Origin of the sequence: Kocuria sp. CH-021, assembly GCF_049716185.1 — a bacterium.
GTDB lineage: Bacteria > Actinomycetota > Actinomycetes > Actinomycetales > Micrococcaceae > Kocuria > Kocuria cellulosilytica.
The window spans coordinates 19,079-33,333 of the sequence record NZ_JBNAFK010000003.1; the positions used below are offsets into that span (position 1 = coordinate 19,079).

The 14,255-nt window shown below is 73.5% G+C and carries 13 protein-coding genes, 1 tRNA gene and 1 riboswitch; of the genes, 3 read left to right on the plus strand and 11 right to left on the minus strand.

Annotated features, from left to right (window positions below):
• Positions 1 to 3 precede the first annotated feature (3 nt).
• The 10 genes from ACPYN7_RS02590 to ACPYN7_RS02635 form a co-directional block, all read right to left on the minus strand.
• Entirely contained in the window at positions 4 to 801 is a 798-nt protein-coding gene (locus ACPYN7_RS02590) for an energy-coupling factor transporter transmembrane component T family protein (protein ID WP_424346608.1), read from the minus strand.
• Positions 798 to 2,822, minus strand: coding sequence for an ABC transporter ATP-binding protein (locus ACPYN7_RS02595; RefSeq protein WP_424346609.1), 2,025 nt, complete (start codon positions 2,820 to 2,822; stop codon positions 798 to 800). Before ACPYN7_RS02595 ends, ACPYN7_RS02590 begins: the two co-directional genes overlap by 4 nt.
• On the minus strand, positions 2,819 to 3,439 hold the full coding sequence (locus ACPYN7_RS02600; RefSeq protein ID WP_424346610.1) for an ECF transporter S component: 621 nt from the start codon (positions 3,437 to 3,439) through the stop codon (positions 2,819 to 2,821). Before ACPYN7_RS02600 ends, ACPYN7_RS02595 begins: the two co-directional genes overlap by 4 nt.
• A 90-nt stretch (positions 3,440 to 3,529) precedes the next feature.
• Positions 3,530 to 3,649: riboswitch (TPP riboswitch) on the minus strand.
• Between the two features lie 225 nt (positions 3,650 to 3,874).
• Entirely contained in the window at positions 3,875 to 4,153 is a 279-nt protein-coding gene (locus ACPYN7_RS02605; RefSeq protein WP_058873810.1) for a DUF4235 domain-containing protein, read from the minus strand.
• A 58-nt stretch (positions 4,154 to 4,211) separates the two neighbouring features.
• Entirely contained in the window at positions 4,212 to 4,751 is a 540-nt protein-coding gene (mnhG, locus tag ACPYN7_RS02610) for a monovalent cation/H(+) antiporter subunit G (RefSeq protein ID WP_424346611.1), read from the minus strand.
• Positions 4,748 to 5,020, minus strand: a complete 273-nt coding sequence (locus ACPYN7_RS02615; RefSeq protein ID WP_058873812.1) for a monovalent cation/H+ antiporter complex subunit F — start codon at positions 5,018 to 5,020, stop codon at positions 4,748 to 4,750. The genes mnhG and ACPYN7_RS02615 overlap by 4 nt, the downstream gene beginning before the upstream one ends.
• Positions 5,017 to 5,760 carry a Na+/H+ antiporter subunit E gene (locus ACPYN7_RS02620; RefSeq protein ID WP_424346612.1) on the minus strand — a complete coding sequence of 248 codons (744 nt, stop codon included), beginning with the start codon at positions 5,758 to 5,760 and terminating at the stop codon, positions 5,017 to 5,019. The genes ACPYN7_RS02615 and ACPYN7_RS02620 overlap by 4 nt, the downstream gene beginning before the upstream one ends.
• A complete protein-coding gene (locus tag ACPYN7_RS02625; protein WP_424346613.1) occupies positions 5,757 to 7,397 on the minus strand; it encodes a Na+/H+ antiporter subunit D in 1,641 nt (546 codons plus the stop codon). The genes ACPYN7_RS02620 and ACPYN7_RS02625 overlap by 4 nt, the downstream gene beginning before the upstream one ends.
• Entirely contained in the window at positions 7,394 to 7,885 is a 492-nt protein-coding gene (locus tag ACPYN7_RS02630) for a Na(+)/H(+) antiporter subunit C (RefSeq protein ID WP_424346614.1), read from the minus strand. Before ACPYN7_RS02630 ends, ACPYN7_RS02625 begins: the two co-directional genes overlap by 4 nt.
• Positions 7,882 to 10,995, minus strand: a complete 3,114-nt coding sequence (locus ACPYN7_RS02635; RefSeq protein WP_424346615.1) for a Na+/H+ antiporter subunit A — start codon at positions 10,993 to 10,995, stop codon at positions 7,882 to 7,884. The genes ACPYN7_RS02630 and ACPYN7_RS02635 overlap by 4 nt, the downstream gene beginning before the upstream one ends.
• A 277-nt stretch (positions 10,996 to 11,272) precedes the next feature.
• On the opposite strand from ACPYN7_RS02635, the gene ACPYN7_RS02640 reads away from it, so the two are divergent.
• Complete coding sequence (locus ACPYN7_RS02640; protein WP_424346616.1) at positions 11,273 to 12,628, plus strand: MFS transporter; 1,356 nt, start codon at positions 11,273 to 11,275, stop codon at positions 12,626 to 12,628.
• A 72-nt stretch (positions 12,629 to 12,700) separates the two neighbouring features.
• On the opposite strand, the gene dcd is transcribed toward ACPYN7_RS02640, so the two are convergent.
• A complete protein-coding gene (dcd, locus tag ACPYN7_RS02645) occupies positions 12,701 to 13,276 on the minus strand; it encodes a dCTP deaminase (protein WP_058873818.1) in 576 nt (191 codons plus the stop codon).
• 123 nt (positions 13,277 to 13,399) lie between these two features.
• Here dcd and ACPYN7_RS02650 point away from each other — a divergent pair.
• Both ACPYN7_RS02650 and panD read left to right on the plus strand, forming a co-directional pair.
• A tRNA-Gly gene (locus tag ACPYN7_RS02650) sits at positions 13,400 to 13,470 on the plus strand.
• Positions 13,471 to 13,647: 177 nt separating this feature from the next.
• Positions 13,648 to 14,148: an aspartate 1-decarboxylase gene (gene panD, locus ACPYN7_RS02655; RefSeq protein WP_424346617.1), complete on the plus strand. Its 501-nt coding sequence runs from the start codon at positions 13,648 to 13,650 to the stop codon at positions 14,146 to 14,148.
• The last annotated feature ends 107 nt before the right edge of the window (positions 14,149 to 14,255 follow it).

The window sequence follows — 14,255 nt, forward strand, 5'->3', positions numbered from 1 at the left end:
CGCTCAGGCCCAGATGAACCGGTGCGTCCCGAGCAGGACCGACACCGCGGGGCCCGCCGCGGCGGCCGCCGCGCAGCCCGCGAGGACCACGGCGTCCCGCCAGGAGTGCTCCGGGACGCGGGCCCACGTGCGCGGTCCCGCGCCGAAGCCGCGCGCCTCCATGGTGACCGACAGCCGGGTGGCCCGGCGCAGGGACTGCACAAGCAGCGTGAACGCCTGACCGCCGAACTCCCGCAGTGCGCCCACCGGTCCGTGCCCGGCCCCCGCGCCGCGCGCCCGCCGGGCCATCGCGAGGGTGGCCCACTCGGAGGCCATCACGCCCACCAGCCGCAGCGCGGCCAGGGACGCCAGCACGAAGCGGGCCGGGAGGCGGAGTGTCTGCGCGAGGCCGTCGGCGAGGTCCGTGGGGTCCGTGGTGAGCACCAGGATCAGCCCGGGCAGTGCCAGTGCCAGCCCGCGGAGGGCGATCGCCGCGCCTGCGGCCAGCGCGCCGGCCGAGATCCCGGTGACGCCCAGATCCAGGAGCACCGGTCCGGAGTCCTCGGCGAGCAGCGCCGTGCCCCACCCGCTCACGAGGGCCGCCACGACCACGGGCCACGCCCGGCGCAGCAGCGCGAGCGGGTGCTGCCCCGCCAGCGCCAGGAGGAGCAGCTCGCCCAGCAGCACGGTCCCCGACGTCACGGGGTCCGCGCTGAGCACGAGCACCACGGTCAGCAGCAGCGCCCCGGCCAGTTTGACCACCGCGTTCGTCCGTCCCAGCAGGGAGGTCCGGGACGACGGCGCGATCGCGGGAGCGCTCATCGGACCGGCTCCCCCGCCGGCCGGGACCGGGGCGGCGGACGGTGGGGCGGCCCCGGACGGCCGTCCTGCGGGCTGCGGGGACCGGGGACGTGCGGCTCAGGGGCGGGCTGCTCCGGAGTGCGGGCCTCGAGGACACCGGATCCGGAGGTGCGAGGCCCCGGCACGTGCGGCTTCGGTGCGGAGATCCCGAGGACACCGGACTCTGCCGTGCGGGAACCGGGGACGCGCGGCTCCGGGGCGGGCTGCTCCGGACCGGGCTGCTCCGGAGTGCGGGCCTCGAGGACACGGCTCACGGGAGTGCGGGGTCCGGGCGTCCCGAGCTCGAGCACCTCGGCGCCGAGGGCCCGCACGAAGTCCTCGTCGTGCGTCACGGCCAGGACCGAGGTGCCGGCGTCGAGCAGCTCCACGAGCAGGTCCACGAGCTCCGCCCACGTCAGGGCGTCCTGGCCGAACGTGGGTTCGTCGAGGACCAGCACGTCCGGGTCCGTGGCGAGCACCGTGGCCACCGACAGCCGCCGCTTCTCTCCGCCGGAGAGGGTGAACGGGTTGGCGTCGGCCAGGTGGGCGAGACGCAGCCGGCCAAGCAGCTCGTCCGTGCGCCGCTGCCGCTCGGCCGCCGGGGTGCCCGCCAGCCGGGGGCCGTGCTCGAGCTCGGCGCGCACCGTGGCGCGCAGGAACTGGTGCTCGGGCTCCTGGAAGACGGTTCCGATCCGGGCCACGAGCTCCCGGCCGCTCCAGTCGAGAGGGTCCGGACCCGCCCCGCGGTCGAGGCGCGGGTGCGCGGTGACAGTGCCGCGCACGGGGGCCAGCAAGCCCGCGAGCGTCAGCGCCAGCGTGGACTTCCCGGCGCCGTTGGGCCCGGTGAGGGCCAGCGCGCGGCCACGGTGCAGGCTCAGGCGGACGTCCTCGACCGCCGTGGGCAGGTCCCGTCCCACGGCGGCGTCGTCCGGGGTGCGTCCGCGCCGCCGCGCCCGGCGGCGGGCGCGCAGCTGGCGTGCCGAGGGCTGGCTGCGGGAGACGCACAGACCGGTGGCGCTCAGCAGCCGACCGTCCTGCGCGGGACGCTCCTGACCGGCACGCTCCCGCTCGGGATGCTCCTGCTCAGGACAGGACTGCCCGGCACCCTCCCGTCCAGGGCGCTCGGGCCCGGCACGCTCCTGCTCAGGACAGGACAGCCCGGCACGCTCCCGTTCCGGACGCTCCTGCTCGGACCGGCGCGCCGGCGCGCGCGTGGCCGGCACCCGGCCGGGGACCCACACCCCCGCCCTGCTGAGCTCGTCGGCCGCCGCGCCGAGCACCTGCTCCGGGGACCCGTCGTGGGCGATGCCCCCGTCGTGGCCGAGCACCAGGACACGGTCCACGACCTCGGCCCACACGGCCACGCGGTGCTCCACGACCACGAGCGTGGCACCGCTGCGGTCCAGGCAGGCCACCACGGCGTCGCGGACCTGCCGCACGCCGGCAGGATCCAGATTGGCGGTCGGCTCGTCGAGCAGCAGCAGCCCGGGGCTCATGGCCACGGCGCCGGCGAGCGCGAGGCGCTGCTTCTGCCCGCCCGACAGGGCCGCGGTGGAGTGCCCGAGCGGGAGGTCGAGGCCCACGTCGTCGAGCGCCGCCCGCACCCGCGGCCAGATCTGTTCCCGGGGCACCGCGAGGTTCTCGAGGCCGAAGGCGGTGTCGTCACCGATCCGGGACAGCACCACCTGGGACTCGGGGTCCTGCTGCACGAGTCCGGCGCGGCCCCGCGCCTGATGCGGCGGCATGCCGTCGAGCAGCAGCTCGCCGGACCCGGACTGCCCGTCGTCGTCGTGGAGGACCCCGGCCAGGGCGTGCAGGAGGGTGGACTTGCCCGCCCCGCTGGGTCCCAGCAGGAGCACTCGCTCCCCAGGCTCCACCACGAGGTCGAGGCCGCGCAGCGCCGCCGTGTCCCGCCCGGGGTGGTGCCAGCCGAAGCCGCGGGCCTCGACGCGCGCGCCGCGGGCGGCGGGCACCGCACGGCGCTGGGCCGTGGGCGCCGTCATCGCCGCACGGCCCGCCCGGAGGCGAGGCCCTGCAGGACGCCGGTGCCCGCGAGCGCCCGCACCACGGCGTGCATGAGGAGGCCGGCGAGCACCGCCCCGGAGACGGCCGTCAGGAGCACGTAGACCACCTGGTGGCCGAGCGCCCACTCGTAGTTGTAGAGGATGTTCTCGTGCACGCCCAGGAAGATCCCGCTCACGGCGCCTGCGACGGCCGCCGTGAGGGCGTCGAAGCGGCGGTACCGGAAGGCGGCGAAGGCCAGCTCGGCGCCGACGCCCTGGACGAGGCCGGAGAGGACCACGAGCAGGCCGAAGTGGGTTCCCAGGAAGCTCTCGATCACGGCGGCGAGCAGCTCGCAGAACAGCGCGGCACCGGGCTTGCGGATGATCAGTCCGCCGAGCACGCCGGCCACGAGCCAGCCGCCGGCGATCAGGCCCACGGCGGGCGGGTAGGCGACCGCGGCCGTGCCGACCACGGGGTAGAGCAGGTTCGACCACGCCCAGAAGACGACCGCGCACACGGCGGCGAGGACGGCGGCCACGACGATGTCGACGACGCGCCAGGACGAGGCGCCGGACGTGCCGGGGCGGCGGGCGGGGCGGTGGGTGGTGGTGTTCACGGTGGGTTCCTCCTGGGCTCAGCGAGCCGTCGGTGCCAGGAGGGGACGGGATTCCTCCGGGCCGCGCCGGTGGCGCGCTCCCGGGGAACACCCCTGAGATGCTCGACTCCCTTCGCCGGTGCTAACCGGAGCAGGTTCGAGGGTCTGCGGCGATCCGCACTCTCAGCGCCACGCCGGTGTCCCGGGCGGGGCGCTCCCCTGTCGTTCAGTGCCACCGAGTCTACCCCGCCGCCCGGCCGCCCGTGCACGTCCGCAGGCACCAGCATCCCGCCGCGACGCTGCGGCGCCCCTTCCGCACGCCGCCGTGCTGGTTCCGGATGCCCCCGCTGTGCGGGGGCCGCACGACGAAGGGGTCAGCACGACGAAGGGGCCCGTCCGGTCGCGCACCGCAGCGGTGTGCGACCGGACGGGCCCCTCACGAGGTGCGCCCTGCGCTCAGACCTCGGCCTGGCTCGAGGCCTTGGGGTTCTCCTGGGACTTGTTCTCCATCTTCGCGACCTGCCGGTGCACGGCGACCTTGATGATGGTGCCGACGAGGCCGGTGATGACGGACCAGATGATGATGGCCGTCCAGGTCTCGCTGGGGTCCGGGTTCTTGGCCGGCGGCGGGTTGCCCGTGACGCGCGTCCAGACCGAGCCGAGCACCTTGTGCGAGAGGACCACGCCGCCCAGCGAGGCGCCGGTGCCGAGGAGTTCGATGACCTTGTCGTTCATGGAGTGCTGCTCCTTGTCGTCCGGGGGACGCGAGTGCGCCCTGTCGATCCCGACCAGCCTAACGCGTCCCCGCCGATCCGTCAGTCTGCTGTCCGTCCGCTCGCCGGCCGTCCGCGCTCGGCGCCGGAGTCCCCGCGGCGGCGCGCCCGGCGGCATCCCCGGCGGCGCTCCCCGCGGCATCCTCTCCGTGGCTCTCCCCGGCGCTCTCCGTGGCCCTCTCCATGGCGCTCTCTGTGGCGCTCTTCCCTGCCCGGTTGAGCACCTCCTGTAGGTCGTCCTGCGTGAGCGTGTTCCGATTGAGGTGCTTGGAACGGTACGTGGACCGTCCCACCATGTGCGCCGAGACGGGCACGGTGAGCAGCTGGAAGATCCAGCCGAGGACGATGAGCGGGATCATGACGGGATCACGGTTCTCCAGCGCGACCGCCGTGAGCATCAGGAGCAGCCCGAAGACCTGCGGCTTGGTGCCGGCGTGCATGCGCGTCAGCAGGTCCGGGAAGCGGACCAGGCCGATCGCGGCCGCGAGGGACATCAGCGCGCCGACCACGAGGCACACGGCCGCGGCGGCGTCCAGGACGGTGTCCAGCACGGCGCTCACCGCCCGTGCTCGGCGGTCTGGGTGGCGAAGCGGGCCACCGTCACCGAGCCGATGAAGCCGACCAGGGAGACGATCACCATGAGGATCAGGTTGTTGAGGTGCCCGTGGTAGGCCATCTCCACGGCGAGGGCGGCCGCGACGACGGCCAGCAGCACGTCGGTGGCCACCACCCGGTCCAGCAGGGAGGGACCCTTGGCGAGGCGGTACAGGGTGCCCGCCGCGGCCGCGCTGAGCAGCACGGCCGCGACGGCCACGGCGATCTCCATCACGGGCGGTCCTCCTCGGGGGCATCGGTCGGGGCATCGGTCGGGGCGTCGGTCGGGCCTTGGGCCGTCGGATCGGCCGCCGGATCGGCCGTCGGATCGGCCGGGGCGTCGTCGCGGCGGCCGCCCACGATCTGCTGGCTCGCGGTGACCGGGGAGCCGATCGCGGCGCTGTCCCGGTGGTCCGTGCCGGCGGGTCCTCCTCCGCGGCGCTCGGCCCGCAGTGCGGCGAGCTCCTCCGGCGTGCCCATGATCCTGATCCAGGCGGCCTCCACCCGCAGCGCGGAGCGGCGGAACCGTTCGGCCTCCTCGGCGTTGCGGACGTTGAGCGCGTGGAAGTACAGCGTCCCGGCGGCACGGTCCACCTCCACGACGAATGAGCCGGGGATCAGGGTCATGGTGTGCCCGGTGGCCGTCAGGAGCAGGTCCGAGCGGGTGCGCAGGCGCACGCCGACCACGGCGTTGCGCGCGCGCGGCCCCACGAGGATCGCGATGAGCATCACCTCGACGCTCGCCTTGGCGACCTGCCACACGAAGGTCACGGCGAAGACCGCGAACTGGAGGACGTTGAACCGGCCGGACAGCTGCACGGGCGGGAGATAGAGCACCCACGTCACGAGCAGGGCCAGCACCAGGCCGACCAGCAGGTTGCCGAGGCCGAAGTCCCCCCACAGGGCGCCCCACACGACCACGAGCCACACCAGCAGCGGCAGCTCGACGAGCAGGGAGTTCCTGGGCCGGGTCACGGGGTCTCCTCCACCACGGGCCGCGGCGCGGACGCAGGGTCCAGCACGGCCTCGACGTAGCGCTCGGGGCGGGAGAGGTTCTCCGCGGCGTTGTCCGCGAGCTGGAACAGCGGCCCGGCGAACACCGTCAGGGCCACGCCCACCGCGACGAGGGCCGAGGCCCCGCCGAGCATCGAGGGGGACATCAGGCGCACGTCGCCCTTGCCAGCGAACCGGCCCGCCTGGTCGTCGACGGCACCGGAGGTGAGCAGGAACCGGGAGCCCGCGGGCACCGGGGCCAGCAGGATCGGGTCCGGGTACTCCGCGTCCTCCGGGGCGCGCAGAAACACGCGGTTCCACACCCGCATCAGGGTCAGCAGGGTCAGCAGGGACACCGCCACGGACCCCGCCACCAGGGCGTAGGCCAGCCCGTCCCCCTGGTCCACACCGGCCTGCAGCAGGCCCGCCTTGCCCAGGAACCCCGAGAACGGCGGGATCCCCCCGAGGTTGAGCGCGGGCACGAGGTAGAGCAGCGCGAGCAGCGGGGAGATCCGGGCCAGCCCGGCCAGCCGGTCCACGTTGGTGGATCCGCCGCGGCGCTCGATCAGCCCGGCCACCAGGAACAGGCTGGTCTGGATCACGATGTGGTGGGCCACGTAGTACACCGTGGCGGAGAGCGCCTCCTGGGTGCCCACGGCCACGCCGAAGATCATGTACCCGATGTGGCTGATCAGCGTGAAGGAGAGCATGCGCTTGATGTCGATCTGCGCGAGCGCGCCCAGGATGCCGACCACCATGGTGAGCAGCGCGACCCACATCAGCAGGTCGTCGAGCCGGTCCCCGGGGAACAGCACGGTCTCGGTGCGGATGATCGAGTACACGCCCACCTTGGTCAGCAGGCCGGCGAACACCGCGGTGACGGGCGCGGAGGCCGTGGGGTAGGAGTCCGGGAGCCAGAAGGACAGCGGGAAGACCGCCGCCTTGATGCCGAACGCGATGAGCAGCATCAGGTGCAGCTGCATCTGGGTGCCCACCGGGAGGCCCTCGAGCTTGACGGAGAGGTCGGCCATGTTGATGGTGCCCGTGGCCGCGTAGATCATCGCGATGGTGATCAGGAACAGCACGGAGGAGATCACCGAGACCACCACGTAGGTCACGCCGGTGCGGATCCGCTGGACGGTTCCGCCCATCGTCATGAGCACGTAGGAGGCGGTCAGCAGGATCTCGAAGCCCACGTAGAGGTTGAACAGGTCCCCGGCGAGGAAGGCGTTCGACACTCCCGCCACGAGGATGAGGAACGAGGGGTGGAAGATCGAGATCGGCCCCTCCTCGTCGCCGTCGGCCACCCCCTGCCCGCTCGCGTAGACCAGCACGGCGAGCGAGACGACCGTGGAGACCACGAGCATCAGGGACGAGAGCTGGTCCACGACCATGACGATGCCCCAGGGCGCCTCCCACCCGCCGAGGTGGACCGCCTGCGGGCCCACGTCCCACGTGCTCACGAGCACGAGGACCTCGACCGCGAGGGTGAGCACGAGCGAGCCGATGGCCACGGTCCGCTGGAGGGCGTTGCGCCGCAGCAGCAGCAGACTGAGGGCGGCGCCGAGGAACGGGATGATGACGGCCAGCGGCGCCAGCTGGGCGAGGTTGACGGTCACCGGTTACTCCCTCTCCGGGGGCCGAGCACGCCCGGGGCCTCGAGGGACTCCTCCGGGTCCCGGGGCGGGGGCACGTCGTCGAACTCGGTCGTGTCGGCGGGGATGTCGGCGTCGCTCTCCACGTCGTAGGAGGACTGCCGGGCCACGCGCCGGTCCTCGACGTCGTCCTGGATCTCGTCCCGGCGCCCGAGGACCCAGGAGCGGTAGATCATGCCCAGGAGGAACGCGGTGACGGCCAGGGAGATCACGATGGCGGTGAGGATGAGGGCCTGGGGCAGCGGGTCGCTGTAGTTCTCGGCGGCGATCGACGCGTCGTACAGGGGCGCGGAGCCGGCCTCCCCGCCGGCGTGCAGGATGAGCAGGTTCGTGCCGTTGGTCAGCAGCATCAGCCCGAGCAGCACTCGGGTGAGCGAGCGCTCGAGCAGCAGGTACACGCCCACGGCGTAGAGCACGCCCATCACGACCAGCAGGGTCAGGTTCACGGTCATCGGTGCTCGTTCCCTCCGTCGGGGCCGGTCCGGACGGCCGGGGTCGGCGACGTCGCGGACGACACCGCGGTCGCACCCGCGGGGGCGCCGGCGGCCACCTTCCGCTGCCGCGTGACGCGGATGCGCGTGCCGCGCCCCGGGGCGCGCCGCCGCCGCCGGACGGCGTCCTCCTCGATCCGCTGGTCGATCCGGCCGCCCAGCGAGCGCAGGATGTCGAGGATGAGCCCCACCACGATCAGGTAGACCGCGACGTCGAAGATCAGGGCGGTCACGAACTTCTCGGCCCCGAAGACCGGCAGCTCGGCCTCGAAGGTGTAGCTCTGCATCACCGACCCGCCCAGGAACACCGGGGTGACGGCGTAGAGAGCGGCGAGCGCGAGTCCGGCCCCGAGCATGGTGCCCGCGTTGATCGGGGTGGCCAGCTCGAGCTCGTAGCGCCCGCCCGCGAGATAGCGCACCGTCAGGGCGAGCCCCGCCATGAGCCCGCCCGCGAAGCCCCCGCCGGGGTCGTTGTGCCCGGCGATCAGCAGGTAGAGCGAGACCATCATGAACGTGTGGAAGAGCAGCCGGGTGACCACCTCGAAGACGATCGAGCGCCGCTCGGGAGCCAGTGTCCTGCCGGCGAGCAGATAGGGGTCCTCCAGGTCGTCGTCGCGGCGGGCGAGCCCGATCTCCAGGGGCTGGCCGCCGGGCGAGACGGCCGCGGCGTTGCGCCGGCGGATCACCCGCAGCTGGTCGGTGGTGGGGTCCTCCCCGGACCGCACGATGCGGTCCCCGCGGCCCGTGACGAAGATCAGCGAGGCCACACCGGTCGCGGCGAGCACGAGCACCGAGATCTCCCCGAAGGTGTCCCACGCGCGGATGTCCACGAGGATGACGTTGACCACGTTCGCCCCGTCGCCGAGCTCGTAGGCCATCCGCGGCAGCTCCAGGGAGACGGGATCGGCCGTGCGCGAGGAGATGCTGAACGCCGCGAGCGCCATCATGAACAGCCCGAAGGTCACCGCGATGGTGCCGCGCAGGAGACGGCGCCCGGCCGGGTTGCGGTGCCACAGCGGGGCCGGCAGCGAGCGCAGCGCGAGCACGAAGGCCACCAGCAGCACGGTCTCGACCAGGGTCTGCGTCAGGGCGAGGTCCGGCGCGCCCTGCAGGGCGAAGATGAGGGCCAGGCCGTAGCCGGTGACCGACACGAGCAGGACCGCGAGGAACCGCTTCTTGGCCAGGGGCACCAGCAGCGCCGCCACGACCATGGCCGCGCCGGCGATCAGCTGGGCGGGGCCGTCGGAGACCCGCAGCGACCCCAGGGGCGGGGTCTCCTCGACGAACAGCGCCACGAGCGGCACGACGATCGCCGTGATCAGGATGACCGAGAGGTAGAACATCAGCGAACCGCGCTGGGTCCGGCCGGTGATCCACACGGCGGCGAGGTCGAGGACGTTGACGACCTTGCGGTAGACGAGCTCGCCGGCGGGCAGGGACGGGAGAGCCCGCTGGAGGTCCGCGACGGGGCGCCGGCCCAGGTACATCAGCAGCCCGCCCGCGACGACGAGGGCGGAGAGCCCGAGGGCGGGGGTGAGCCCGTGCCACAGGGCCAGGTAGAACTCGTGCTCGCCCGGGTCGGGGAATTGGTCGACGTAGGGCTGGAGCACGGCGTTGACCGGCTGGGGCCACAGGCCGAAGACCACGGTGAGCACGGAGAGCACGAGCGGGGCCGCGAGGAACGCGGTCTCGACCCGCTGCATGTCGCTGATCACGGCCTTGCCGCCCACCCCCGCGTCGAGCTCGGAGAACTCGGCGGACTTCTGCGCGAACCCGCCCCACAGGAAGCGGGCGCTGTAGGCGACGGTCAGCACGGAGCCCACCACGAGCCCGGCGAGCACCACGGCGCCCGCCGCGGAGTCCACGGCGTGGGCGAACGCGGTCAGCACCGCCTCCTTGGCCACGAACCCGGCCAGGGGCGGCAGGCCTGCCATGGACGCCGCGGCGACGAGCGAGACGGCGAACAGCACCGGCACGCGGCCGGCGAGGCCCGACAGCCGGCGGATGTCCCGGGTGCCGGCCCGGTGGTCGATGATCCCGACCACGAGGAACAGCGCGGCCTTGAAGAGCCCGTGCGCCAGCAGCATCGCCATCCCCGCCTGCGCCGTGTCCGCCGAGCCGTGGCCCACGATCACCACGAGGAAGCCGAGCTGGCTGACGGTGCCGTAGGCGAGGATCAGCTTCAGGTCGTACTGCTTCAGGGCCGCCCAGCCGCCGAAGAGCATGGTGCCCAGCCCGAGGACCGCGACGGTCGGCTGCCACAGCGCCGTCTCGGCGAAACCGGGCGCGAAGCGGGCCACCAGGTAGATCCCGGCCTTGACCATCGCGGCGGCGTGCAGGTACGCGGAGACGGGGGTGGGCGCGGCCATCGCGGCCGGCAGCCAGAAGTGCAGCGGGATCAGGGCGGACTTGGTCACGGCCCCCACGAGGAGCAGGAGCACCGCCACGTCCACCACGGTCCCGCGCCCGGCCAGCTCCGGGGCCGCCGCGAGCACCTCGGAGATCCGGTACGTCCCCGCCGCCTGGCCCAGCATCACGATGCCGACCAGCATGGCCAGCCCGCCGGCCGTGGTGAGCACCAGGGCCTGCAGCGCCGCGCGCCGGGCGGACAGGCGGGTCCGGCTGTAGCCGATCAGCAGGAAGGACAGGACGGTGGTGATCTCCCAGAAGACGAACAGCACCAGCATGTCGTCGGCGGTCACCAGGCCGAACATGGCACCCGCGAAGGCCAGCAGCTGGGCGCCGAAGCCGCCGATGCCGCTCGCGTCCGACTTGAAGTAGCGCGCGCAGTAGAACAACACGAGCGAGCCGACACCGAGCACGAGCAGCGACATCGTCCACGCGAGGGCGTCCATCCGCAGGACCAGGTCGAGGTCCAGGGACGGGATCCACTGACCGCCCTCCGTCCACCCGCCCTCGGCCCCGTACACCCGCGGGGCCGAGCCCAGCAGCCACAGGAAGCCGGCGAAGGGCACGGCCGCCAGGAGGTAGAAGGCGCTGCGTCCCATCCGCGCGAACAGCAGGGGCGCGACCGCCGCCACCACCGCGTGGAGCAGGAGCACAGCGGTCATCAGGCGCCTCCGGAGGTCGAGGAAGAGAGCGGCGGTCGGGCGTCGAGGAGCCCGGACGCGGGCACGGAGGACCTGTGCGAGCACGGGGTGGCCGGGACGCACCCGGGGCGTCCAGCCTATCAAAGGGGTGTGTCCGCCCCGTGTCCTCGCACCCCACCGGGCCTGCACGGATCCTGTGCGTTCCCGGACGGTCGCCTGGACGGAACGAGGAGGTCCGCGGCACGGCGTCGGCGAGGGCGCCGCGCCGGCCGCGCCCCACCGGCCTAGCATGACTGCCATGGACGCCACTCCCCCCGGTCCCCCGGTCCCCTCCCCCGCACCGCCCGCGACGCCGTTCGCGCCGCGCCGCTCGCACGTGTGGGCGTGGAGCCTGTGGGACGCCGGCTCCGCCGCCTTCAACGCCGTGATGACCACGTTCGTGTTCACGGTCTACCTCACGAGCGATCCCTTCGGCGGGGAGGACCACGCCTCGGAGGTGCTCGGCTACGGGATCGGTGCCGCCGGCGTCGTCGTGGCCCTGCTGGCCCCGGTGGTGGGGCAGCGCAGCGACGGGGCGGGCCGGCGCAAGCTGTGGCTCGGGATCAACACGATGCTGACGGCGCTGCTCACCGCCCTGTGCTTCCTGGTCCTCCCCCAGCAGCCGTACCTCTACCTCGGGGTGGGCCTGCTGGCGCTGGCCAACGTCTTCGACGAGTTCGCCGTGGTCAACTACAACGCGATGCTGCCGGGGATCGCGGGCCGCGAGCACATCGGCCGGGTGAGCGGCCAGGGCTGGGCGATGGGCTACTTCGGCGGGATCGTGGCCCTCGCGATCGTGCTGTTCGGCTTCATCACCCCCGGCCTGCTCGGCCTGCCGGAGGAGGACGCCCTCAACGTGCGGGCCGTGGCCCTGTTCTCCGGGCTGTGGATCGCCCTGTTCTCGATCCCCGTGCTGGTGGTGGTGCCCGAGATCCGCCCGGCCCGCCGCGGCCCGCGCCCGTCCGTGGCGCACTCCTACCGCCAGCTGTGGGAGACCCTGCGGGGGCTCTACCGGGACACCCCGCAGACGCTGTGGTTCCTGCTCTCCTCGGCCGTGTTCCGGGACGGGCTCAACGCGGTGTTCACCTTCGGCGGCGTCATCGCGGCCGGGACCTTCGGCTTCACCCTGAGCGAGGTCATCGTCTTCGCGATCGTCGGCAACGTGGCCGCCGGAGTGGGGGCGCTGGTGGGCGGCCGGCTCGACGACCGGGTGGGGCCCAAGCGCGTCATCGTGGTGTCCCTCGTCGGCATCCTACTGGCGGGGACCCCGCTGCTCTTCCTGGAGGGCACGGCCTCGTTCTGGGTCTGCGGACTGCTGCTGTGCCTGTTCGTGGGCCCCGCGCAGTCGGCCTCCCGCACGTTCCTCGGCCGGCTCACCCGGACCGGCGAGGAGGGCGCCCTGTTCGGCCTCTACGCCACCACGGGCCGGGCCGTGAGCTTCCTGGCGCCCACCCTGTTCGCGGTGTTCGTCTCCGTGCTCGGCGCCCAGCGCTGGGGGATCCTGGGGATCCTCCTGGTGATCGGCGCCGGCCTGCTCCTGCTGCTGGGCGCGCGCGACCCGACGACCGCGGCGGCGCCGGCCGCCGCCGCGCCGCCCGCGGGGCACGCCGGATAGCGGAGCACGCCGGACAGCGGAGCACGCCGGACAGCGGGGCACGCCGGACAGCGAGCCCTCGGACGCAGGTCCTCAGATCCGGGTGCGGGAGAACCCGAGGTGGCTGCGCGACGCCGTGGGACCGCGCTGCCCCTGGTACCGGTTGGCGTAGGCGCCGTGCCCGTACGGGTGCTCCGCGGGCGAGGAGAGCCGGAAGAAGCACAGCTGCCCCACCTTGGAGCCCGGCCACAGCTTGATGGGCAGCGTGGCCATGTTGGACAGCTCGAGCGTGACGTGGCCCGAGAAGCCCGGGTCGATGAACCCCGCGGTGGAGTGGGTCAGCAGCCCCAGGCGCCCCAGCGAGGACTTCCCCTCGAGGCGGGCGGCGATGTCGTCCGGGAGGGTCACCTTCTCGTAGGTGGAGCCCAGCACGAACTCCCCCGGGTGGAGCACGAAGGCCTCGTCCGGGTCGACCTCCACGAGGCGCGTGAGCCCGGGCTGCTCCACGGACGGGTCGATGTGCGCGTACTTGTGGTTGTCGAAGAGCCGGAACCAGCGGTCCAGCCGCACGTCGATGCTGGCGGGCTGGATCAGGGCGGGCTCGTAGGGTTCGAGGACGACCCGGCCGCCGTCGAGCTCCCGCCGGATGTCGCGGTCAGAGATCAGCACGGTCCCCAAGGTATCGCACGGCCGGCCGCCCGGACCGCGCCGCCCGACCGGACCCGCCGCCGCCGGTGGTGTAGAGTATGTGGTGTCCTCGTCCGGTGCACGCGCCGGACGGACCACGGATGCGCGGCTGTAGCTCAATGGTAGAGCGCACGCTTCCCAAGCCTGATACGCGGGTTCGATTCCCGTCAGCCGCTCTCGCACCGAACGCCCCGAGCCCCTCCGGCCGGGGCGTTCGTCGTCCCCGGGCACCGCGCGGTAGGATGTTCCCGCGCCCCGCTCCCCGGCCCGCCCCGGGGCGGCGAGCACCCGGACGACCACCTGGGTCCTGCGCCATCATCCGCACCCTGCTCACGAGGAGCTCTTCTCCCGTCATGCTGCGCACCATGTTCAAGGCCAAGATCCACCGTGCCGTCGTGACCCAGGCCGACCTGCACTACGTCGGCTCGGTCACCGTCGACCAGGACCTCCTCGACGCCGCCGACATCCTCCCCGGCGAGCTCGTCTCCATCGTGGACGTCACCAACGGCGCCCGGCTGGAGACCTACACGATCGCCGGCGAGCGCGGCTCGGGCGTCGTCGGGATCAACGGCGCCGCCGCCCACCTCGTGCACCCCGGGGACCTCGTCATCCTCATCAGCTACGCGCAGATGGACGACGCCGAGGCCCGCGCCCACGTGCCGTCGGTGGTCCACGTGGACGCGGACAACCGGATCGTCGACCTCGGCGCGGATCCCGCCGAGGCCCTGCTCGACGGCGTCGCCCGTCCCCCGCACTCCCGGCCCCTCGCCGACGCCCGCGCCGACCTGCCCCTCGCCGACGCCCGCGCCGACCTGCCCCTCGCCGACGCCCGCGCCGACCTGCCCGCCGCGTGAGCCGTCCCGGCCCCACCGCGGACGGGCCCACGGGGGAATAGCCCCGGCCATGGGATAGAACTGTAGGGGCCCGCGGACGCGGACCCGCAGCAGTTCGAGGGAGGGTC

What these genes read in the sequence shown, in the direction of transcription:
- ACPYN7_RS02605 (WP_058873810.1), bottom strand. Translation starts at nt 4,153, where the DNA reads ATGAACGACAAGGTCATCGAACTCCTCGGCACCGGCGCCTCGCTGGGC.
- panD (WP_424346617.1), top strand. Translation starts at nt 13,648, where the DNA reads ATGCTGCGCACCATGTTCAAGGCCAAGATCCACCGTGCCGTCGTGACC.
- ACPYN7_RS02590 (WP_424346608.1), bottom strand. Translation starts at nt 801, where the DNA reads ATGAGCGCTCCCGCGATCGCGCCGTCGTCCCGGACCTCCCTGCTGGGA.
- ACPYN7_RS02595 (WP_424346609.1), bottom strand. Translation starts at nt 2,822, where the DNA reads ATGACGGCGCCCACGGCCCAGCGCCGTGCGGTGCCCGCCGCCCGCGGC.
- ACPYN7_RS02640 (WP_424346616.1), top strand. Translation starts at nt 11,273, where the DNA reads ATGGACGCCACTCCCCCCGGTCCCCCGGTCCCCTCCCCCGCACCGCCC.
- ACPYN7_RS02630 (WP_424346614.1), bottom strand. Translation starts at nt 7,885, where the DNA reads ATGACCGTGAACCTGACCCTGCTGGTCGTGATGGGCGTGCTCTACGCC.
- ACPYN7_RS02635 (WP_424346615.1), bottom strand. Translation starts at nt 10,995, where the DNA reads ATGACCGCTGTGCTCCTGCTCCACGCGGTGGTGGCGGCGGTCGCGCCC.